At 63.8% G+C, this 21,077-nt stretch carries 25 protein-coding genes and 1 tRNA gene; 6 read left to right on the top strand and 20 right to left on the bottom strand.

Annotated elements, in window-relative coordinates:
• Positions 1–2: 2 nt before the first annotated feature.
• The 4 genes from glpX to MH112_RS09535 all read right to left on the bottom strand — a co-directional run bounded on the left by glpX (position 3) and on the right by MH112_RS09535 (position 3,997).
• Positions 3–953 (bottom strand): class II fructose-bisphosphatase, encoded by a 951-nt coding sequence (gene glpX, locus MH112_RS09550; protein ID WP_296567026.1) that lies wholly within the window; start codon positions 951–953, stop codon positions 3–5.
• A 47-nt stretch (positions 954–1,000) separates the two neighbouring features.
• Positions 1,001–2,290: a homoserine dehydrogenase gene (locus MH112_RS09545; protein ID WP_296567023.1), complete on the bottom strand. Its 1,290-nt coding sequence runs from the start codon at positions 2,288–2,290 to the stop codon at positions 1,001–1,003.
• Positions 2,290–3,507 (bottom strand): LL-diaminopimelate aminotransferase, encoded by a 1,218-nt coding sequence (locus MH112_RS09540; RefSeq protein ID WP_296567181.1) that lies wholly within the window; start codon positions 3,505–3,507, stop codon positions 2,290–2,292. The genes MH112_RS09545 and MH112_RS09540 overlap by 1 nt, the downstream gene beginning before the upstream one ends.
• Positions 3,508–3,619: 112 nt before the next feature.
• On the bottom strand, positions 3,620–3,997 hold the full coding sequence (locus tag MH112_RS09535) for a hypothetical protein (RefSeq protein WP_296567021.1): 378 nt from the start codon (positions 3,995–3,997) through the stop codon (positions 3,620–3,622).
• A gap of 156 nt (positions 3,998–4,153) precedes the next feature.
• On the opposite strand from MH112_RS09535, the gene phaC reads away from it, so the two are divergent.
• Positions 4,154–6,184: a class I poly(R)-hydroxyalkanoic acid synthase gene (gene phaC / locus MH112_RS09530; protein WP_296567019.1), complete on the top strand. Its 2,031-nt coding sequence runs from the start codon at positions 4,154–4,156 to the stop codon at positions 6,182–6,184.
• Between the two features lie 62 nt (positions 6,185–6,246).
• Positions 6,247–6,945: a hypothetical protein gene (locus tag MH112_RS09525; protein ID WP_296567018.1), complete on the top strand. Its 699-nt coding sequence runs from the start codon at positions 6,247–6,249 to the stop codon at positions 6,943–6,945.
• Between the two features lie 21 nt (positions 6,946–6,966).
• Here MH112_RS09525 and MH112_RS09520 read toward each other — a convergent pair whose 3' ends face one another.
• From MH112_RS09520 to MH112_RS09485, 8 genes are all read right to left on the bottom strand, one after another.
• Positions 6,967–8,223 (bottom strand): serine hydrolase domain-containing protein, encoded by a 1,257-nt coding sequence (locus tag MH112_RS09520; RefSeq protein WP_296567016.1) that lies wholly within the window; start codon positions 8,221–8,223, stop codon positions 6,967–6,969.
• A gap of 88 nt (positions 8,224–8,311) precedes the next feature.
• Positions 8,312–8,809, bottom strand: a complete 498-nt coding sequence (msrB, locus tag MH112_RS09515; protein WP_296567015.1) for a peptide-methionine (R)-S-oxide reductase MsrB — start codon at positions 8,807–8,809, stop codon at positions 8,312–8,314.
• Between the two features lie 84 nt (positions 8,810–8,893).
• The gene (gene argC / locus MH112_RS09510; protein WP_296567012.1) at positions 8,894–9,883 is read right to left on the bottom strand and encodes an N-acetyl-gamma-glutamyl-phosphate reductase; all 990 of its coding nucleotides are present in this window, start codon (positions 9,881–9,883) and stop codon (positions 8,894–8,896) included.
• Positions 9,884–9,988: 105 nt separating this feature from the next.
• On the bottom strand, positions 9,989–10,459 hold the full coding sequence (gene rpsI / locus MH112_RS09505; RefSeq protein ID WP_296567010.1) for a 30S ribosomal protein S9: 471 nt from the start codon (positions 10,457–10,459) through the stop codon (positions 9,989–9,991).
• A gap of 5 nt (positions 10,460–10,464) precedes the next feature.
• Positions 10,465–10,938 carry a 50S ribosomal protein L13 gene (gene rplM, locus MH112_RS09500; protein ID WP_296567009.1) on the bottom strand — a complete coding sequence of 158 codons (474 nt, stop codon included), beginning with the start codon at positions 10,936–10,938 and terminating at the stop codon, positions 10,465–10,467.
• A 153-nt stretch (positions 10,939–11,091) separates the two neighbouring features.
• Positions 11,092–11,520 carry a BLUF domain-containing protein gene (locus tag MH112_RS09495; RefSeq protein ID WP_296567007.1) on the bottom strand — a complete coding sequence of 143 codons (429 nt, stop codon included), beginning with the start codon at positions 11,518–11,520 and terminating at the stop codon, positions 11,092–11,094.
• 10 nt (positions 11,521–11,530) lie between these two features.
• Positions 11,531–12,244, bottom strand: coding sequence for a GTP cyclohydrolase I (gene folE / locus MH112_RS09490; protein ID WP_296567005.1), 714 nt, complete (start codon positions 12,242–12,244; stop codon positions 11,531–11,533).
• A 108-nt stretch (positions 12,245–12,352) separates the two neighbouring features.
• Positions 12,353–13,009 (bottom strand): DsbA family protein, encoded by a 657-nt coding sequence (locus MH112_RS09485; RefSeq protein ID WP_296567004.1) that lies wholly within the window; start codon positions 13,007–13,009, stop codon positions 12,353–12,355.
• Positions 13,010–13,171: 162 nt separating this feature from the next.
• On the opposite strand from MH112_RS09485, the gene MH112_RS09480 reads away from it, so the two are divergent.
• Positions 13,172–14,581 (top strand): alkaline phosphatase PhoX, encoded by a 1,410-nt coding sequence (locus tag MH112_RS09480; protein ID WP_296567002.1) that lies wholly within the window; start codon positions 13,172–13,174, stop codon positions 14,579–14,581.
• A 23-nt stretch (positions 14,582–14,604) separates the two neighbouring features.
• Here the strand turns inward: MH112_RS09480 and MH112_RS09475 are convergent, their stop codons facing one another.
• On the bottom strand, positions 14,605–15,636 hold the full coding sequence (locus tag MH112_RS09475) for a COX15/CtaA family protein (protein WP_296567001.1): 1,032 nt from the start codon (positions 15,634–15,636) through the stop codon (positions 14,605–14,607).
• Between the two features lie 166 nt (positions 15,637–15,802).
• On the opposite strand from MH112_RS09475, the gene MH112_RS09470 reads away from it, so the two are divergent.
• Both MH112_RS09470 and MH112_RS09465 read left to right on the top strand, forming a co-directional pair.
• Entirely contained in the window at positions 15,803–16,051 is a 249-nt protein-coding gene (locus tag MH112_RS09470; protein ID WP_296566999.1) for a GlsB/YeaQ/YmgE family stress response membrane protein, read from the top strand.
• Between the two features lie 66 nt (positions 16,052–16,117).
• The gene (locus MH112_RS09465) at positions 16,118–16,315 is read left to right on the top strand and encodes a DUF2842 domain-containing protein (protein WP_296566997.1); all 198 of its coding nucleotides are present in this window, start codon (positions 16,118–16,120) and stop codon (positions 16,313–16,315) included.
• Positions 16,316–16,376: 61 nt separating this feature from the next.
• Here the strand turns inward: MH112_RS09465 and MH112_RS09460 are convergent.
• From MH112_RS09460 to MH112_RS09430, 7 genes are all read right to left on the bottom strand, one after another.
• Positions 16,377–16,453, bottom strand: a tRNA-Pro gene (locus tag MH112_RS09460).
• A gap of 59 nt (positions 16,454–16,512) precedes the next feature.
• A complete protein-coding gene (locus tag MH112_RS09455; protein ID WP_296566995.1) occupies positions 16,513–16,920 on the bottom strand; it encodes a MerR family transcriptional regulator in 408 nt (135 codons plus the stop codon).
• Between the two features lie 3 nt (positions 16,921–16,923).
• Positions 16,924–17,232, bottom strand: a complete 309-nt coding sequence (locus MH112_RS09450; protein WP_296566993.1) for an integration host factor subunit alpha — start codon at positions 17,230–17,232, stop codon at positions 16,924–16,926.
• 90 nt (positions 17,233–17,322) lie between these two features.
• Positions 17,323–18,303 carry a beta-ketoacyl-ACP synthase III gene (locus tag MH112_RS09445; RefSeq protein ID WP_296566991.1) on the bottom strand — a complete coding sequence of 327 codons (981 nt, stop codon included), beginning with the start codon at positions 18,301–18,303 and terminating at the stop codon, positions 17,323–17,325.
• Position 18,304: 1 nt separating this feature from the next.
• The gene (gene plsX, locus MH112_RS09440) at positions 18,305–19,360 is read right to left on the bottom strand and encodes a phosphate acyltransferase PlsX (protein WP_296566988.1); all 1,056 of its coding nucleotides are present in this window, start codon (positions 19,358–19,360) and stop codon (positions 18,305–18,307) included.
• Between the two features lie 63 nt (positions 19,361–19,423).
• A complete protein-coding gene (locus MH112_RS09435; RefSeq protein ID WP_296566986.1) occupies positions 19,424–19,948 on the bottom strand; it encodes a DUF177 domain-containing protein in 525 nt (174 codons plus the stop codon).
• Positions 19,945–20,475 (bottom strand): ubiquinol-cytochrome C chaperone family protein, encoded by a 531-nt coding sequence (locus MH112_RS09430; RefSeq protein WP_296566983.1) that lies wholly within the window; start codon positions 20,473–20,475, stop codon positions 19,945–19,947. The genes MH112_RS09435 and MH112_RS09430 overlap by 4 nt, the downstream gene beginning before the upstream one ends.
• 106 nt (positions 20,476–20,581) lie before the next feature.
• Here MH112_RS09430 and bamE point away from each other — a divergent pair, with 106 nt between their 5' ends.
• A complete protein-coding gene (bamE, locus tag MH112_RS09425) occupies positions 20,582–21,067 on the top strand; it encodes an outer membrane protein assembly factor BamE (RefSeq protein ID WP_296566980.1) in 486 nt (161 codons plus the stop codon).
• The last annotated feature ends 10 nt before the right edge of the window (positions 21,068–21,077 follow it).

The following is a 21,077-nucleotide window of genomic DNA, read 5'->3' as shown; positions in this document are numbered from 1 at the left end:
GGTCACACCGGTCGCTTCATCCGCACTTCCCGAACAGTGCGGGTGAATGAATTCATGACCATCGAATGGGTGTGCACAAAGCCGTTCTTCAGCCTTACGCCGTCCAGCATCACGCCCTTGGTGACACCGGTCGCAGCGAAGATGGCGTCGGCCCGGACCATCTCATGGAGGTCGTACTTCTTGTCGAGCTCAGTGATGCCACAGCGTTCGGCCCGCATCCGCTCATCAGAATTTCGAAACACCAGCCGGCCCTGGAACTGCCCGCCCACGCATTTGAGCGCCGCACAGGCCAGCACGCCCTCAGGGGCGCCCCCTTGCCCCAGATAAAGATCAATGCCGGTTTCAGAATCGGCGGTGTTGATCACACCCGCCACGTCCCCGTCGGTAATCAAGTGCACCCGCGCGCCAGCTTCGCGCAGGCTGGCAATGATCTCGCCATGTCGCGGTCGGTCCAGCACACAGACAGTGATCTGACTGGCGTCAACGCCGCGAACCCGAGCCAGGGCCTTTACGTTTTCAGCGGGGCTGGCGTCCAGATCGATCAGGCCCGGCGGATAGCCCGGCCCACAGGCGATCTTATCCATATAGGTGTCGGGGGCGTTCAACAGACTGCCCTTGGGTGCCCAGGCCATGACGGTCAAGGCGTTGGGCATCGCCTTGGCGGTCAGGGTGGTCCCCTCCAGCGGGTCCAGAGCGATGTCCATGGCTGGACCGCCCCGCCCCACTTTTTCGCCGATATAGAGCATGGGGGCCTCGTCGCGCTCGCCCTCCCCGATCACGATCTCGCCGTCGATCTCAAGGTCATTGAGCGCGGTGCGCATGGCGTCTACCGCCGCCTGGTCGGCGGCCCGTTCATCACCTCGCCCCACCAGGCTCCAGGCGGCGATCGCGGCGATCTCCGTCACCCGCACCGAGTCCAGCACCAATCCGCGGTCGAGGGTCTCAGCGCTCATGTCGGTCTCCGTCCTGGCCCCGCGGGGCCATCAGTCTCCAGGAAGTCTCATATCCGGGCGATTCGCAGCAGTCGCGGTGCCTGGATCACGGCGGGGTGGCGTCCGATCCGTTCTACCGCCTTTGACAGCACGGCCTCAGGCACGGCGTGGGTGGTGAGCACGATGGGCACCCCCTCGGTGTCTTCCACCGGCTTCTGCAGGAAGCTCTCGATAGAAACCCCCGCCTCGGCCAGGGTCTCGGACACGGCAGCGATGACGCCAGGCTCGTCCTTGACCAGAAGGCGCAGATAGGCGCGCACGACGTTGCGCCCGCGGTCCACCGCGGGACAAGGGACGAGATTCTGAGCCGGACGCTGGAACACCGGACGAACGGCCTGGGTCATGACATCGGCAATGTCGGCGGCCACGGCTGCTGCGGTGGGACCGGAGCCAGCGCCAGCGCCCTGAATAAAGATACGACCCAGCCGCTGGCCCTCGATGAACAGGGCATTAAGCGCCCCGCCGGCCTGGGCCAGGGGATGAGACAGGGGCACCAAAGACGGATGCACCCGAACAGAAACCCCCTCATCGCTGCGATCGGCCGAAGCGATCAGCTTGATGCGATATCCGAGATCCTTGGCCATCCGGATATCGAGCAGTTCCACCTGGTCAACGCCGCTCACTTCACAGGCGGCGAAATCCGGGGCGCAGTTGAAGGCCAGGGCCGCCAGGATGGTGATCTTGTGGGCCGCATCAAAGCCGCCCACATCCATGGTCGGATCAGCCTCCGCGTAGCCCAGGCGTTGGGCTTCGGCGAGCACTTCGGCAAAGGCCCGCCCGCCTTGCTCCATCTCGGTCAGGATGAAGTTGCAGGTGCCATTCAAGATGCCGGAGATGCTGCCGATGTCATCGCCGACCATGGCCTCGCGGACCACCTTTACCGCCGGCGTGCCCCCCATGACCGCCGCCTCGAACAACAGCGGAACCCCCGCCGTCTCGGCCAGCAGAGCCAGTTCTGCCCCATGCTCTGCGATCAGCGCCTTATTGGCGGTCACCACAGGCTTACCCGCCTTGAGTGCCGCCTCGACCGCCGCCTTGGCCGGGCCGTCTGACCCGCCGATCAGCTCAACGAACAGGTCCACGTCCGGCGACTGCGCCAGCGCCACCGGGTCGTCGAACCAGTTCAGGCTGGAGATATCAAAAGGACGCGGTCGGCTGCGCGAGCGGGCCGAAACGCCGGTGACGGTGACCAGCCCGCCCGCCGGTGCGAAATCCGGACGGGCGCTGAGAAAGCTCAGTAGTCCGGCCCCGACGGTACCCAGGCCTGCGACGCCGACGCGCCAGTTGCGAGACCCCATCAGCCGCCCACCGAGTTATGGGCCCGTGCGAGGATCTCGTCGGCATTCCCCAGGAACTTCTTCACATTACGGGCGGCCTGGCGAATGCGATGTTCATTCTCCACCAGCCCGACCCGAACAAAGCCCTCGCCATATTCTCCAAAGCCCACGCCCGGGGCGACAGCGACGCCAGCCTCCTCGATAAGCAGCTTGGAGAAGACCAGGGCACCAACCTCCTTGAACTTGTCGGGCACCGGTGCCCAGGCGAACATCGAGGCGTCTGGCGAGGGAATATCCCAGCCTGCCCTCTTCATGGAGTCCACAAGCACATCACGGCGGGACTTATAGATGGCGCGGATCTCCGCCACGCAGTCCTGCGGGCCGTTCAAGGCCGTCGCCGCGGCCACCTGGATCGGCGTGTAGGCCCCGTAATCGAGATAGGATTTGACCCGGGCCAAGGCGCTGCAGATCCGCGCATTGCCCACCACCATCCCGACCCGCCAACCGGCCATGGCATAGGTCTTGGATAGGGAGTTGACCTCGACAGCGATCTCTTTGGCACCTTCAACCTGCAGAACCGAGGGCGGCGGATTGTCGTCGAAATAGATCTCCGAATAGGCGATGTCGGAAATCACAAGCAGATCATGCTTCCGCGCCAGGGCGATGGCGTCCTTGTAGAACTCCAGGTCGACGCACTGGGCGGTCGGGTTGGAGGGATAGGACAGGATCAGCACGGTGGGCGGGGGTGCCGAATGCTTCACCGCCCGGGATACCCCGGCCAGATACTCCTCTGGCGAGTGAGCTGGCACATGACGGATCACACCGCCCGCCATGATGAACCCATAGGCATGGATCGGATAGGCGGGGTTCGGGCAGATGATCACATCGCCGGGCGCGGTTACGGCCTGGGCCAGATTGGCAAAACCCTCCTTGGACCCCAGGGTTGCGATCACCTCGGTGTCGGGATTGAGGTCGACGTCAAAGCGCCGCTTGTAGTAGCCGGCCATGGCGCGGCGCAGACCGACAATCCCCTTGGAGGCGGAGTAACGCCCCGCCTTGGGATCGCGGGCGGTCTCGATCATCTTCTCGACGATATGCTTGGGCGTCGGCATGTCGGGATTGCCCATCCCGAAGTCGATGATGTCTGTGCCCTCGGCGCGAAGACGCGCCTTGATGCGGTTGACCTCCTCGAGGACGTAGGGCGGGAGGCGGCGGATACGATGGAATTCCGGGGTCATTGTAAGCTCTGCCGCTTTGGCGGCCTCTGGGAGCTGAAAGTCGCGCATGGATAGACCCCGGATGGGGGTCCGCCAAGCAGGTTTGAGGAACTTTTCGCCTCCGCAGGTCCCGTCAACGGGACGACGGAGGCGGTGTAGCTCGCTCCCGGGCGTCCCGTGCAAAACCTTCGGTATTGGCCGGTGCGCCAGCGATCGGCGGGGGTTCAACTTGGGACAGGGCTTGGGCCGCGAAGGCCTCGGTATCGCTGAGCGTCCAGGTCTCCGGCGCAGTCTCAGCATAGAGGCTGGACCGGGCGGCCTCGACATCCTTGACCGCTACCGCCCAGGCACGGGCCGGACGCATGTCCGTTGGCGCAGGCGGAATGTCGCTGAAGCGGGGGTAGGACCGGTCGGCCTTAGCAGCTTCTAGAATGGCCGCACCCGCTGGAGACTGAGGATCGACAGGTGCCTCGGCAAACGGGCTACCACCAGCACAGCCGACCACCATCATCGCCCCAAGGCACACGGCCGCACCGCGCCGAACGTGGACGCTTCTGGAGTTTTGAAAAAGTCCGGCTGATACATTCATTTCCGCCTCGGTCTTATGACATGATGCGGTCCAGCGGAAGGGCTGCAATGGGCCCAACGACCTGGAGGACGGTCTGTCATGAGCGAAAAGAGTCCGAAGACCCGCAAGGCACCCAAGACCTCCCCAGCCGTCCCCAAGGAAAAGAGCACGGCGACCATAGAGACAAAGCCCAAGGCCCAGAAGGCGGCAAAGCCTGATAGCCCGCCGCCGAAGACAAAGCCCAAGCCAGCCAAGGCCCCAAAAGTCTCCGCGTCGCCGGTGCCCCCCGCGCCAGAGCCGACCCCACCCCCTCGGCAGGCACCCTCGCCCACCGCTGCCGCCCCGCCCGAACTCACCGTTGATCAGCAGCTTCTGCTGGAAACCCTCTCAACCAACCTCGCCCGGGCCGCCATGACCGCCCAGAGCGCGATCGCAGAAGCCGCGCTTCGCAACGCCGACCGGCCCGCAGCCCTGTCCACCGATCCCTTCCACATTGCCCCTGCCATGACCGAGGTCATGGGCAAGCTGGCCAGTCAGCCCGACAGGCTGGTCCGGGCACAGGCTGATCTGCTGTCACGGTATATGGACCTCTGGCAGTCCACCGCCCGGCGGATGGCTGGCGAAGTCCCCGCTCCTATCGCCGCGCCCACCAAGGGGGACAAGCGGTTCCTGGATCCCGACTGGACCGAAAACCCCGTCTTCGACGTGATGAAGCAGTCCTATCTGGTCACGGCCGACTGGTTGAACACCCTGGTGAGCGGGGTAGAGGGCGTCGATCCCATGGCCCGTCGCCGGGTCGAGTTCTTCATGAAGCTGCTCACCGACGCCTTTGCCCCGACAAACTTCCTCGCAAGCAATCCCACTGCGCTGCGAGAGATCATGGCCACCGGCGGCGAGAGCCTTGTGCGCGGTATGGAGAACTTCGCGGCAGACCTTGCGAGGGGTGGCGGACAGCTTTCCATCAGCCAGACCGACTACGAGCAGTTCAAGATCGGCGAGAACGTCGCCACCGCCCCGGGCAAGGTGGTGTTCCAGAATGAACTTCTGCAGCTGCTGCAGTTTGATCCCACGACCGAACAAACCCACCAGATCCCGCTGGTGATTTTCCCACCCTGGATCAACAAGTTCTACATTCTCGACCTGCGGCCGGACAATTCGATGATCCGATGGCTTTCCGCCCAAGGGATCACCGTCTTCGTCGCCTCATGGGTCAACCCAGATCAGAGCCTGGCCGGGAAGACCTTTGAAGACTACCTGCGACAGGGGATCTATGAGGCCACTGACGCCGCCATGACCCAGGCGAGCGTGGATCGGGTCAATGCCGTCGGCTACTGCATCGGCGGCACCCTCCTGTCGTCCGCCCTGGCGCATATGGCCGCAAAGGGTGACCGCCGGATCGCCTCGGCCACGTTCTTCGCGGCCCAACAGGACTTTTCCGAAGCCGGCGACCTCCTCCTGTTTACAGACGAGTCCTGGTTGAAGGACCTGGAACAGAAGATGGACGCCGAGGGCGGGGTCCTGTCGGGACAAGCCATGGCCGACACCTTCAACATCCTGCGCTCCAACGACCTGATCTGGTCGTTCTTCGTGAACAACTATCTGATGGGCAAGGAGCCGCGCCCCTTCGATCTGCTGTTCTGGAATTCCGACCAGACCCGCATGCCCAAGGCGCTGCACATGTTCTATCTGCGCCAGTTCTATGGCCAGAACGCCTTGGCCAAGGGCGAACTGATGTTGGACGGCGTCCAGCTCGACCTCGGGACCGTGCAGACCCCGATCTATGTACAGTCTTCACGGGAAGACCACATCGCTCCGGCCGTGTCGGTCTATCGCGGGGCACGCCTGTTCGGTGGGCCCGTCACCTTCACCCTGTCGGGTTCCGGGCATATTGCAGGCGTGGTCAATCCACCAGCCGCCCAGAAGTACCAGCACTGGACCTTTGACCAGCTGCCCGCCACGCTGCCGGAATGGCAGGCCGGCGCGGTAGAAACCCCCGGCTCTTGGTGGCCCCACTGGGCGACCTGGCTCAAGGGTCACTCCGGACCGCTGGTTCCCGCCCGCGACCCGGCCAAGGGGCCCCTGAAGCCGATCGAGGACGCGCCGGGAAGCTATGTGAAGGTCAAGTCCTGAGGCCCATAGCGCTCGGGCCTCGTCAGATGACGTCACCGGCCAGGAACCAAGGAACAGCGGCAATGCTACAGAGACCGTTCATTGGCCTGTTCGCGGGCCTGTTGCTGACAACTCAAGCCTGGGCGCAGACGCCCATGACCCAGTCCACTCAGCAACTCGAGCTCAAGCCTCGGCGGGTGCCAGGCCTAATGGGCTACGGCTTCGATTTGGCCGAATACAAGGGTGAAACCGCCACCCGAAGCACCAGTTTCCGCGCCCTGGGCAATGCGATCTCCCGAGACAGTGCGCGAACCCGTTACACGGTCACAAGCCCCTCGATACCTGAAGTCGAGGCCGATTGTGCCGGGGGCCAGCGTCGAACCCAACTCGGGTGGATTGCTTTTGAGCGGGAAGATCTGAGCTATTCCTGCACGTTTAGCCGGGAGGGACAGGTTGTTGAGGGGATGGTGTTCGACCTGGCCCTTCAGAAGGCAGGCCTGCTGGCGCGGATGTCACAGCCCCAACGGGCCGGGGAAATGACCTATGGCGGTCAGACCATCCGTGTTCAGACCCAACGAATCGGCGGCCTCGCCCTGCCGACCGGGCGCATCGCGGGCTATGTTTTCCTCAAGGATGGACAGGAGATCGGCGGGATCGATTTCAACAGGATCATGGCACCGGCCATTTATCTTCCGCATCCCGGCTCGCCGGACCGCGACATCGCCACCTTGGCGGCGCTTTCCATCCTGTTTTTCGCCGACCCCGCCAATCAGTCCAACTAGGACAGACCGCCTTGAGCGCCCCTATGGCAGGGTGAGGGCCTCATAGACCCGCCGTGGCGAGATATCCCGCAAAGGCGGGGTGCCCGCCCCCGGAATGCTGCCGCGGAGATTCTGAATCATGCCGACAAACACCAGGTCGTGGGTGGGATCGATCCAGAACCAGGTCCCGAACGCCCCGCCCCAATAGAAGGAATTGAGACCCTGGGGTGTGCCCGCCGCCGCGGGATCGGTGATCACCGCGAAATCCAGACCAAACCCGACGCCCGTCTGGCTGGGCCCATAGAGATCCACAGTGACCCCCTCCGCCAGGACGTTGGTGCGCATGAGCTCAACGGTCTCGGGCTTCAGAACTCGCACGCCGTCCAGCTCACCGCCATTGGCCAGCATCTGGGCGAAACGCCAATAGTCCTCGGCAGTGGAGAACAGCCCCCCGCTGCCTGACAGAAAGACGGGGGGCGCCGCCGGGACGGAGCGCACCTGTCCGGCCGGCGCAATCAAGCCATCAGACCCATAGGTGTGGATCGCCGATACCCGGCCGAGCTTTTCCGCATCCACATGGAACCCAGTGTCGATCATCTTCAGGGGCTCAAACAGCCGAGTCCTGAAAAACTGGTCCAGGGTCAGGCCTGACAACTTCTCCACCAGATAACCCTGAATGTTGACGCTCGGGCCATAGCGCCAATCGCTGCCAGGCTGAACGGCCAGGGGCATCGCGGCGAGTTTATCGATCATGGCCTGGAGATCACCATCCTGGAGGCCAGCGGCCTCGTAGCCTGCACTCACATCGAACCCCGCCGTATGGCTCATGAGCTCGCGCATGGTCATGGGGTGAGACTGCGGCACGGTTTCGCCAGCCGGCGTGGCGACCCTCAGATCGGCGAACTCCGGGATGTGCTTGGCTACCGGATCATCAAGGCTCCAGCGCCCCTCCTCCCAGAGCATCATCATGGCCACGCCGGTCACGGGCTTGGTCATTGAGGCAATGCGATAGATGGTGTCGCGCCCGGTCGGCTGTCCCGTCGCCACATCCTGGACGCCATAGGCTTCGAAATGGACCACCTTGCCCTTGCGCGCCAGCAAGGTGACCGCCCCGGCCAGCTTCTTCTGGTCGACGAGGTGTTGCATGTCGGCCCTTAGGGCATCGACGCCGGCAACCGAGAATCCGGCCTCCGGGGCCGGCGACAGAGCGACTTCCGCTAGGGCTGGGCCGCTCGTAAGGGCCAGAAGGGCGGCGATCGACGTCACCGCAGCCAGGCGGCAAGCATGAAGGTGGCGCATCGGTTCTCCCTAAGGTGTCATCCCTTGTTACAGGAGCTTTTAGGGCACCAGCTGAGCCCAGCCCAGCGGCCTTTCCGCGCAGGCTCGATCAGGCTGGGATGAACTTCAGCGCCACGCCGTTGTTGCAGTACCGCAGGCCGGTAGGACGAGGTCCGTCCTTGAACACATGCCCCTGATGGCCCAGGCAGCGGAGGCAATGATATTCAGTGCGGGGAAATCCGATCTTGAAATCGATCTTTTCGCCCAGGGCACCCTCAATCGGGCGATAGAAGCTCGGCCAACCGGTGCGGCTGTCATACTTCCAGTCTGAGCGGAACAGGGGCAGGTCGCAGCCTGCGCACACATAGGTTCCCCGGCGGGTCTCCTTGTCCAGGGGGCTGCTCCAAGGCCGCTCGGTGCCCTCCTTGCGGAGCACCTGATAGGCGGCCGGCGACAGCCTCGCCTTCCACTGGGCGTCGGTGAGCCGCCGCCAGGGAGACTCGGCATAGGGATCCTGGGGCCTGGCCTGTGGCGCGCCCGAACAGGCGGCGAGCGCGGTGGCCCCCAGCAGGAGGGCCCGACGATGAATGGCGTTCAGCAGGTTCATGGTTCAGATACGGGTCGCGTCCGCCTTTGGATACATCAGCTGAGAAATTACCTGAGCCCAGGAACGCCAGCCAAGACCCCTACCCTAGGCGCGGGTGAGGCCCGCGCTCTCCTCAAGGCCAAGCATCAGGTTGAGGTTCTGTACCGCCGCGCCTGACGCGCCCTTGCCGAGATTGTCTAGCACAGCCACCAGCCTGGCCTGCCCCTTAGGCTCGTCACCGAACACATAGAGCTTCAGAGAGTTGGTACCGTTCAGCGCCTCGGGATCAAGAGCCTGGACATAGCCGCCGGCTCCGGCCCGCGCCTGACTAAGACTTGCGATCTCCAGGTCGGTGGCGACGGTCACGAAGGCTTCGCCGGCATAGGCCTCAGACAAGGCCGCGCTCAGGTCGCTGACCTTCGGCTGCCCCGGCAAGGCCCATAGCGCCAGCGGGATCTCAACAATCATCCCCTGGGCATACCGCCCCACGGCCGGGGAGAAGATCGGCGGATGGGCCAGACCTGTTCGGGCAACCATCTCCGGCAGGTGCTTATGGGCCAGAGTCAGGCCGTAGGGTCGGAAGGCGTCGGCCGAATTTGCCGGCGCCGGCTGATCCTCAAACTCGGCGATCAGGCCCTTGCCTCCACCGGAATAGCCAGAAACCCCATGGGCGCTCAAAGGAGTCTCGGCGGGAATAAGACCGGCGCGGACCAGGGGGGCGGCCAAGGCGATGAAGCCCGTGGACCAGCATCCGGGGTTGGTGACGCGCTTGGACGCCGCAATCGTTTCTCGGTGACCGGGGCTCAGCTCAGGAAAGCCGAAGGCCCAGCCCTCTGAGGTCCGGTGGGCGGTGGAGGGGTCGATAACCCGGACCTCTGGGTTGACGATCATCGCCACGGCCTCACGGGCCCCCTCGTCCGGCAGGCAGAGAATGGCCACATCGACGCTGTTGAGCAGCTCGGCCCGGGCCGCAGCGTCCTTTCGCCGCGCCGGATCAATCGACACGAGCTCCAGGTCTCGCCGGTCAGCCAGGCGTTGGCGGATCTGCAGGCCAGTGGTGCCGGCTTCGCCGTCGATGAAAATCTTATGGGCCATGGCGGTCTCCCCATTGAGACAGGATTGGTTTGAACGAGGACCAAGAAAAAGGGCGCTCCGGTGTCCCGAAGCGCCCCAATTCGCATACGCGGTGTTCGCGCGCGACTAGCGCTTCGAGAACTGGAAGCTGCGGCGGGCCTTGGCCTTGCCGTACTTCTTCCGCTCGACGACGCGGGAGTCGCGGGTCAGGAAGCCGTGCGGCTTCAGGACCGGACGCAGGCCCGGCTCGTAATAGGTCAACGCCTTGGCGATGCCATGACGGACCGCACCGGCCTGGCCCGACAGGCCCGAACCCTTGACGGTGACGATGACATCGAACTGGCCTTGACGGTCAGCGATCTGCAGCGGCTGGGCGATCATCATGCGCAGCACAGGGCGCGCAAAATAGATCTCCTGGTCGCGGCCGTTGATGGTGATCTTGCCCTTGCCGGGCTTGATCCACACCCGGGCCACGGCGTTCTTGCGCTTGCCGGTGGCGTAGGAGCGGCCGTACTGGTCGATGACCGGCTCACGGGGGGCCGACTCGGGGTTGGACGAGAGGCTTTGCAGGGCCTCGAAACCTTGGGTCTCGGACATGGGCCTCAGGCGCTCCGCACGTTCTTGGCGTTCATATCGGCGAACGCGATGGTCTCGGGGTTCTGGGCAGCATGCGGGTGCTCAGCGCTGGTATAGATGCGCAGGTGAGTCATCTGCTTGCGAGCCAGAGGGCTTTCCTTGGGGAGCATCCGCTCCACGGCCTTCTCCAGAATGCGCTCGGGGAACTTGCCGCCGAGGATCTTCCCCGCAGTGCGTTCCTTGATGCCGCCCGGATGGCCGGTGTGCCAGTAGTAGATCTTGTCGGTCAGCTTCTTACCGGTGAACTTCACCTTGTCGGCGTTGACCACGACGACATAGTCGCCGCAATCCACGTGGGGGGTGTAGTCGGGCCGGTGCTTGCCGCGAAGACGCATGGCGATGAACGAGGCGAGGCGGCCGACCACGGCGTTCTCAGCATCGATCACGATCCACTTCTTCTCGACCTCGGCAGGCTTCAAAGAAGCCGTGGTCTTCATCATGGGGACGATCCGTTAGTTGCGACGGCGGCATAGCGCCGGCGACGTGAGGCGCGGCATGTACGTGCCATCCGTCAGGTTGTCAACTCAGAGTGCCGCAAAACCCTTATGAATCACGGCCCATTGGCGCTCGGTATTATATTACCGCAAGCCTGGCTATTCCCCGCGGTTGACGATGGCGGCCGTGGCCACGAGATCATTCAACAGGGACAGGGTGGCTGCGCCGGAGCATTCGAAGGGATCAAACTCCAGCCGGCGGAAGTACTTCAGCACCAGGGAGGGATTGAGCTTCTTGATGCTCACCTGCCCCATGGTCCAGTTTCCGAACTGGCGCTGAGTGATTTCCTCGTAGGAGAGCATCCGCACGTTCTGATGGCGATCGTCCCGGACGATGGCGTTGTAAAGCTCACAGACCTCGTCACGCCCACCTTCGATGACCTGAACGAACAGGTTGTCAGAGACACAGAGCAGGCCGGTGATCCCCAGGGCAGGGTTGTTCTTGCGGGACTGATGGAGAATGCGGTCGAGCTCTGGGCCCTCAAGGGCTGACGAGGGACGGCTGGCGTAAAGACAACGGACGAGCATAACGCCTTACCTACTTGCTGGACTTGATCAGCGAGAGGAACTCGCTGCGCAAGTTGTGGTCTTTCAGGAATGATCCGCGCATCACGCTGTTGATCATTTTGGTCTCGGTATCCTTCACTCCCCGCCAGTGCATACAGAAGTGATCGGCCTCCATCACCACGGCCAGTCCATCGGGACGAACCTTCTCCATCAGCAGCTCAGCCATCTGGGTGATGGCTTCCTCCTGGATCTGGGGCCGCGACATGACCCACTCCGCCAGACGGGAGTATTTGGACAGGCCAATCAGATTGGAATGCTCATTGGGCATCAAGCCCACCCAGAGCCGCCCCATGATCGGACAGAAGTGGTGACTGCAGGCGCTGCGCACCGTGATCGGGCCGACGATCATCAGCTCGTTCAGGGCCGAGGCGTTGGGAAACTCCGTCACCGGCGGCGCTTCGGAATACCGACCCCGGAATACCTCGGTGAGATACATCTTGGCCACGCGCCGGGCCGTGTCCTGGGTGTTGTGATCGCTGTCGGTGTCGATCACCAGGCTATCGAGCACCGAGCGAAACTTGAGCTCGACCTCATCCAGCAGGCCGTCGAGATCACCGGGTTCCAGAAAGGCGGAGATGTTGTCGTTGGCGAAAAAGCGTTTGTTGGAAGACTTCAGCCGCGCCCGAATCCGGGCCGATACGGCTGATTGCTCCGGCGCGCCGGAGGGCGGTTTGGAATCGCTCATGAACCATCTGTCGAAATGTGAGACCCCGGAGGGCCGAGAGGTCCAATAGGTGCGCCTCCCAGGATGACTGTATCAGGTCCAGCCCCCCCGCCTACCCGCTTATGCCCTTTAATTGACCCGCGGCTTCAAACCCTGCTGCTCAAGCCGCCATTTGAATTGATCAAACCGGTCCTGTCCGAAGAAGGGCTCGCCGTTGAAAGCGATCATCGGAACGCCATAGTGCCCGGCCTGCCGCTGGGCCAGCTGATTGGCTTCCACCACGGCGTCTAGCCTGGCCGCCTCAGCATCTACAGCTGCGGCAAGCTCGACCGGATCAAGGCCAGCCCGTTCGGCCGCCTGGGCCAGATGGTCGCCGAGATGCCAGTTCTCCACCTCACCGCTCCAGATCACACGGCTGACTTCGGTCAGATAGGCCAGGCCCTTGCCTCGCTCAGCGGCAGCAACCCCCATCTGGGTCAGCCGATGGATGTGGGGCTGTTCCTTCGGGTAGGTCCTGGTGGCGAAGTCCATATAGACCGGATCAGGGCGCGGCCAGCCGAAGGGCAGACCGAGGAAGGCCGCCTCCCGGTGGATGTCGGTCAGGAAATAGCTGAACCAGAGCGGATCGCGGGACTCGAAGAACTCCGGCGTACGCACAGCCAGCGGATAGACCGGACGGATGACCCCCGTCACATCATAGGCCGCCTCCAGTGCCATCAGCCGCGAGGTGATCATGTAGGAATAGGGCGAGCGGAAGGACCAATAGAGGTCATAGGTCAGGGTCAAGGGCAGGCCTCCACAGATCGCTCAGGCGGAACCCCCGCCCGCAGGTATTGACACGATAACTGTCATATCGATGCGATCCAACCGAGATTTGACCCGCGTCATCGCCTCGCCGCAGGTTTGGGGTAAACTGCCCCAGAATCCAGTCCTGACCCGTGGTGTTCCATGTCCCTTGATCGTCGCGCCCTGCTGGGTGCCGCCGCGGCCGGCGCGGCCTTTTCCGGCTATGCCCTCAGGGCCCAGGCCCAATCAAAGCCCGAGACCTACCTCAATGAGGTTTATGGCTATGGCCCCCTGAAACCTGATCCCTACAAGATCCTCGACCTGCCCGAGGGTTTCTCCTACCGGGTCATCTCCCATGCGGGTCAGACCATGGATGACGGCTTCTTTGTCCCATACAAGGCCGATGGCATGGGGGTCGTTCCCCTGGGCGGCTCCAAGATCGCCCTGTTGCGAAACCATGAGCTCAGCCCCCGGGACCTGAACTACGGCCCCCTTGGTCATGGCCGCCAGCTAGCAAGTCGACTGAAGCCGGAACAGGCCTATGACCTCGGTGCCGACGGCTATCCCCTGGGCGGTGGCGTGACCACCCTGATCTACGACATGAAGCGCCAACAGGTGGAACGCCAGCACCTCAGCCTGACCGGCACCCTGGTCAACTGCGCCGGCGGCGTCACGCCCTGGGGCTCCTGGCTGAGCTGCGAGGAGACCACCCTGTCGCCAAAGGCTGGGCTCGGCAAGGATCACGGCTGGGTCTTCGAAGTGCCGGCCCGCGCCAAGGGACTCGTCGATCCTCAGCCCCTGCGGGCCATGGGCCGTTTCCAGCATGAGGCTGCAGCCGTCGATCCCTCAAATGGGATCATCTACCAGACCGAGGACTCCCTTGACTCCAAGGGGTTGTTCTACCGCTTCCTGCCCAATGACCGGCGCAACCCCGCCAAGGGCGGACGGCTACAGGCCCTGGGCTTCAAGGATGCCCCGGAAGGCGGCGATGCCCGCAATATGAAAGGCTCTGAGCCGAGCTGGAGGATTGGCGATCGCAAAGCCTGCGTCTGGATCGATGTGGAGGGTGCAGACAATCCCCACGAGGACCTGCGGTTCCGCATGCAGAAGGCGGGGGCTGCGTTCATCGGTCGGGGGGAAGGCGTCTTCTGGAGCCCGCAGGGGGTCTATTTCACCTGCACCTCTAGCGGCCCGGCCGGCCATGGTCAGGTGCTGCGGTATATTCCCAGTCTGCATGAGGGAGAGGTGGGCGAGGCCGATGCGCCCGGGCTGCTGGAGCTGTTCGTTGAGCCGTCGGACAACCGGGTGATGGACTTCGCCGACAATCTTGCCATCTCCCCCTGGGGACACATGTTCGCCTGCGAAGACCGCTACTCAGAGACCCTGCGCAATCACCTCAAGGGGATCACCCCGGATGGGAAGGTCTATACGATCGCTCGGAACATGTTCGAGGGGAACGCCGAGCTGGCAGGTGCCTGCTTCTCGCCGGACGGGTCAACCTGCTTCGTCAACATCTATTGGCCGGGCCTGACTGTGGCCATCACTGGCCCCTGGAACAGCTTCAAGGCCTGACGCACTAAGCCGCCCGCTCTTCCTCAGACCCGGCGAACCCGCCATGCGAAGGCGGTCGCCAGGCCAAGGACCAGGGCGGCCAGCAGCTGATGGATCAGGCTGAGCCAGAACGGCGCCGCCAGCATCAGGGTGGCGATCCCAAGCACCACCTGCAGCAAAGTGGCGTGGGTCGTGGCCATCATCAGCCGCTTGGCCGTTGGCGGCACATAGTTGGTCCGCCGGGCACTGATCGCCATCCAGATCACCACGCCGGTGAGCAGATAGCCCACGAGACGATGGTGCAGCTGCACCGCCCCTTGGCTGTGAGCCAGAGTTCCCCACAGGCCATCGCCGGCATAATCGCGTGGGAACAGGGTGCCATTCATCAACGGCCAATCGTTATAGACCCGACCCGCGTCATTGCCGGCCACCAAGGCGCCCAGCAAGATCTGCAGGAAAATCAGCCCCATCAGCCCCAGCGCCAGGGCGCTCCACGGGCTGGGCAAGGACTGGCGAGCCTCCCCGCGCCAGGCGTCGAGCGCCGTCCAGATCAGGGCTGAAAACAGGATAAAGGCCAACCCCAGGTGAACCATCAGCCGCTCAGGCGCCACCGACACGCGGTCTGAAAGCCCGCTGGAGACCATCCACCAGCCAATGGCACCCTGCAGGCCGCCCAGGGCGAACAGGCCCGCACATCGCAGGATGAGGCGCTTGGGGATCTGCTTGCGAATCAGGAAATAGGCCAGTGGCAGGGCATAGGCGAGCCCCACCAGGCGACCGAGGAAACGGTGACCCCACTCCCACCAGTAGATCACCTTGAACTCGTCCATGGACATGCCGCGGTTCACCAGCTGGTACTGGGGAATCTGGCGGTATTTGTCGAACTCTGCATTCCACTGGGCGTCTGATAGCGGCGGCAAGGTGCCCGTCACCGGTCGCCATTCAGTGATCGACAGGCCAGAGTCCGTGAGACGGGTCGCCCCACCAACGACCACCATGAGCAGCACCAAAGCTGCGACGATGGCGAGCCAGATTGCGACCGGTGTCGACCGGTCCGAACGCAGGAACGAGGTCATTTCGGCGGGATCGCGCTCCATTGGGGTTTAATTGCGGCCATGGGCTAAAGCACATGGGGGTTGGCGTCCATGGCCGGTGTTGCTTGCCAGGGCCATTGGAACCCCCCAAGCTCGCCCCCGATCACCGTGTGCGGTCGAAGAGACCCGACTTAGGAAAGAGCAGAGCATGAATGGTGTGGGACTCCTGGGCGCGATCCTGATCGGGATCGTAGCAGGCTGGATCGCCGAAAAAATCATGAAGCGAGACCACGGGCTGTTCACAAACCTCGTGGTGGGCCTCATTGGCGCGCTCATTGGCGGTTTTATCGCCAATGCCATCGACTTCCCCTTCAACGGCTTTGTCGGGAGTCTCATCGTTTCCACAGTCGGGGCCATCCTGCTGCTGGCGATCCTGGGCCTCATCCGCCGCAAGTGACATTGGACAGGGGCGCACCCTATATGGGGTTGCGCCAAGCCGGCGCGAGACCCTCACGAGGATCTGATGAGTGCCCGTTTGCGTAAATTGATTGGCCTGTTCGGGATCGTCGCCTTCGTGGCGCTTTATGCCGTAGTCGCCATCGCCATCGGAGAGCGCCTTCCAGACAGCCTCTGGGTCCAAACTGCCTATTTTGCCGTGGCGGGGCTGGCGTGGGGTATTCCCATCCTGCCGCTGATCAGCTGGATGAACCGGGGCCACTGACCCCATCAGAACGGGGGCTGCCTGCCGGCGGCCCCGAGTTCGACCCCGCCCCTAGGGACGATGGTCGGAGCGGCGGGATTCGAACCCACGACCCCTTGACCCCCAGTCAAGTGCGCTACCAGGCTGCGCTACGCTCCGTCGCCAGCGGCGAGGTCGCGTCTTATAGGCGGGCGCCCCGCGCCGGGCAACCCGCAAAGTCAGCCCCGCGGGCCGGTGTCCCCAAGACCTTCATCGAGCAGATCTTTGGCGGCTTGAAGCTCGTCCAGAATAGCCCAGAGCCTCTCTCGCTCAGCGGTATCCAGGGGCTGCAGGAAGGCCGTCTGCGCGTCGGCCTCCCGAGGCGAGTCGTCCATAAGCCGCCGGACCCCCTGCTCCTTGTGCAGCTTCTGGACGCCCTTGATGGTGTAGCCCTCGTCGTGTAGCAGGCGCCGCACACTCTGCAGGACGGCAATGTCCTGAGGTCGATAGAACCGCCGCCCTCCGGCGCGCTTCATAGGGCGGATAAAGGAGAACTTGGTCTCCCAAAACCGGAGAACATGCTGAGGCACGTCCAGCTCCTCAGCGGCTTCCGAAATTGTCCGGAAGGCTTCGGGGCCCTTGGCCATGGCCTAGTCGTCCCCTGCGAGCGCCTTGTCGACCCTCGCCTTCATGACCTGGGACGCGCGGAAACCGATGACCCGGCGAGGCTCAATGGCGGCTGGCTCGCCAGTCTTGGGGTTGCGGCCCATGCGAGCGCGCTTGGCGCGGACCTGGAACACCCCGAAGCCAGACAGCTTGACCTGTTCCCCGGCCTCCAGAGCCTGGATCATCAGCTCAAGGGTGCGTTCCACCAGGGTGGCGCTGTCCTGACGCGACAGTCCAACCTCATCGTGGACCGCCTCGCAAAGATCAGCCCGCGTTAATGTCGAGCCCTTCATACGCCCCCCACCACACACAACCGTGTCCATTCCTCATGCCGTGATTGTCGCACAAGGTCAAAGGGTTCCAGACGGCTTCTGCGCTGGCGATTAGAAGCGCAGCACACAGGCGCCCCAGGTCAGACCGCCGCCCATGGCTTCGAGCAGAAGCAGGTCACCCGGCTTGATCCGCCCATCCTCGACGGCCACCCACATGGCCAGCGGAATTGACGCTGCCGAGGTGTTGGCATGCTCGGCCACCGTGGTGATCACCTTGGACTCGGCGATCCCCAGCCGTTTGGCGACCCCCTCCAGAATACGCAGGTTGGCCTGGTGCGGGATAAACCAGTCCACCTCGGCCACCTCGACATTCGCGTCAGCGGCGGCCGCGACCACCGCCTCAGAGATGTTCACCACCGCATGGCGGAAGACCTGGTTGCCCTGCATCCGCAGCTTGCCCACCTCGCCATTGGTCGAGGGGCCGCCATCCACATAGAGCAGGTCCTGCTTGGTCCCATCAGCCCGTAAGGCAAAACCCAGCAGGCCACGGTCTTTTGTCGTCCCCTGACCCATAGCTGGCTCCAGCACGACAGCGCCGGCCCCGTCCCCGAACAGGACGCAGGTCCCCCGGTCTGTCCAGTCCATGAGGCGGGTCATCATCTCCGCCCCGATGACCAGGGCGCAGCGGCTGCGCCCGGCGGCCACAAAGCCATCGGCCACCGAGAGCGCATAGACGAAGCCCGAGCACACCGCCTGGATGTCAAAGGCGATCCCCACAGGACAGCCCAGCTTGCGCTGCACGATGGCGGCTGTCGCCGGGAAGGTCAGGTCCGGGGTTGTGGTGGCAACAATGATCAGGTCCACCTCGGCAGCCGTACGCCCGGCCGCCGCCAGGGCCCGCTGGGCGGCAATCACAGCAAGGTCGGAGACCGCCTGATCTGCACCCGCCCTTCGGCGCATCTGGATACCGGTTCGCTCCCGGATCCATTCATCACTGGTGTCGACAAACTTGGCGAGGTCGTCATTGGTGACGATGTCCTCCGGGAGATAGCCCCCCACGCCGGTGACGGCGCTTCGACGCACAGAACTCAAACTACTCGCCTCCCTGGCCCGCCACGGCGGTCAATGGACGGGCTGCCAAGCCCAACTCAGACAGGCTACGCGTGATCTCAGCGGCGAAGTCGCTCCGCGCCAGATCCACAGCCACCTGGATGGCGTCCGCAAACTCACGGATCTCTGCGCCCCCGTGGCTTTTCACCACCACGCCATTGAGACCGAGCAGAGGCGCCGCGGCGGGCGGATTCAGACGCTCCCGGAACGCCAGCAAAGCCTTGCGAGCCAGCACAGCCCCCAGCTTGGACAGCAGGGTCGAGGTTAGGGCGGTGCGCAATTCCCCGGAAATGAACTTGGCCACCCCCTCGGCGGTCTTCAGCGCCACATTGCCGGTAAAGCCATCCGTGACGACCACGTCCACGACCCCGCGGGTCAGGTCGTCGCCCTCCACAAAGCCGTAATAGTTCAGGCCCGTGCCGCCCTCCCGCAAAATCCGGTGCGCCTCGCGGACCTCCTCGTGCCCCTTGATGTCCTCCGAGCCCACGTTCAGCAGGCCGATGGTTGGGCGCTGCACCCCATGGGCGGCCCGGTGAAAGGCTTCACCAAGGACAGCAAACTCCACCAGTCGTGCCGCATCGCAATCCACATTGGCACCCACATCCAGAACCGTGGTGAACCCCTTTACGGTGGGCCAGCTGGCCGTCAGGCAAGGTCGGTCAAGATCGGAGATCATCCGCAGGATCAACTTGGAAATAGCCATCAGCGCGCCGGTGTTTCCGGCCGAGACGGCGCCGCCCGCCTCCCCTTGCTTCACCGCCTCGACCGCGTTCCACATGCTCGAGCCCTTGCCACGACGCAGAGCGGTCGCAGGCTTCTCATCGCTGGCGACGGTCTTGTCGGTATGTCGCACCTCAACCTTGCCCGCCAGCTCCGGCCACCGGGCAAGTTCAGCCTCGATCCGGGCACCATCCCCATGGGCCAGAAAGCGGACCCCGCCCCCCAGCCGGCGAACCGCCTGGGCCAGGGCCGGGATGGTGACCCCGGGGCCATGGTCGCCCCCCATGGCGTCAATGGAGATGGTGAAGGTTTGGCTCACAGCGTGGTTACAGCCCTATCTCGCCTCCCGGCGAAGATCGTCATGACGATCTCCCGCGGATGATCACCCATTATCGTCTTTCAACCGCTTAAGCACGGCGAAGGGCGAGTCGTCATCCTGTGGCGGCGCATACGTGAAGGTTTCCCCCGGCCGCCTGGGGAAGGGATCAATCTCCACAGCCAGATGTTCCACCACATAGGCCGCCACATCGACGACGTCGCCTTCAAGAATTTCCGGCGGATCAGGCGCTTCAGGGTCCAGGTCGATCTCAATTTCAGGATCAGGCGCGTTCGGGCTGCCGGCGGGGACCAGGCGAACCTCCAAGGGGCCTTCGACCCACTGATCGAACAGGTCCAGAGAGAGGCCGGATTCCTGTTCCACCAGGGCCTTGAACCGACCACCGATCTCCACACCGTCCAGCCAGGTTCGCAGGCGAACCTCTGCGTTCAGGGACTTGAGAACCCTCACGCCCAGATGCTTGGCTAAGGCGCGCCGGGTCGCCTCGTCGGCTTCCAGGTTCAGCACCACCGGGCCGCGCGCCAGATCGGCCAGGCGGAACCTGTGCGACCAGATTGGGAGCTCACTCATGGGGCCAACCAGTCAACATCTCCAGCCAGAATCGAATCCAGCGGCTGATCAGCCAGGAATTGACGCTGGCGCAGGACATAGGCCACCAAGGGGTCGGCCTGAGCCCCCTCGGCCTCGGCATAGACGGTCCTGACAATCAGGCCCGTCAGGGGCGACTCATCAGGCAAGCTCTCCAGGGCGGTTTCGTAGGACTTGACCCGACCATAGAAAGCCTCACCGAGTTTTCGCATCTTCTTGCCGACCGACAGGTCGCCGACCCCCATCTCGCGGAGTGCGTCGTCGAGGGCAGAGACATAGGCGTCAAACAGCGCCTGGGCTGTGGTGCCGGCCCCCGCGCCCTGTTGCTTCAATCGGTCAAGCAGCAGAACCACGTGCAGGGAATAGAGCTCGAAGCGCCCCTCCACCGTGTCAGGGCAGCCATACTGGCTGTAGAAGTCGGGCCGGCGGGCTTGGGAAACCACCCCGGCATAGAGTTTCTGCCCGGCGATTTTCGCGGGCTTGGGACGAAAGAGACGCTCCAGGATCATCTTGGCCTCGATTTCGCCGCCACAGGGGGGTAACGGCGGGCATTGAACTAAGGCCCCGCGGGCGATAGGTCAAAGTCTTGAAATCTTGAACAGGTCCGGTTCCCACATGTTTGCCCGTGTCGCCTTCGCCGTCTTGTCGGTCGGACTGCTGGCCACCAGCGCCTGCGCGCCGATCACCAGCTATTCCGGATTCCAGGCCATCGACGCCAATCCCGCCGATGTGAAGGTGGGCGAAGACACCAAATCCGTCGTACGCGGGCGGCTCGGGTCCCCCTCAACGACCTCCACCTTTGAGGACGATATCTGGTTCTACATCTCTCAGGTGAAGGAACAGGTGGCCTTCAGGAAGCCGCAGGTGGTGGAGCGCGAGGTGGTGGCCATCCGGTTCAACGCCGATAGCGAAATCGTGGAGTCGGTGGATCGCTACGCGCTGCAGGACGGCAAGGTCGTCGCCTTCAATGACCGGGAAACCCCGACCCGTGGCCGGGAGCTGACGGTTCTGGAGCAGCTTCTGGGCAATGTGGGCCGTGGCGGCATGCTGCCGCGGGACGACGAGGGTGTTCCCGGCAGCCGCCCCGGTGACCAACGCTAAACACCCAGCG

It is taken from the genome of Phenylobacterium sp. (genome assembly GCF_022402485.1).
Lineage (GTDB): Bacteria > Pseudomonadota > Alphaproteobacteria > Caulobacterales > Caulobacteraceae > Phenylobacterium.
This window is presented reverse-complemented; position numbering and strand designations above follow the sequence as displayed.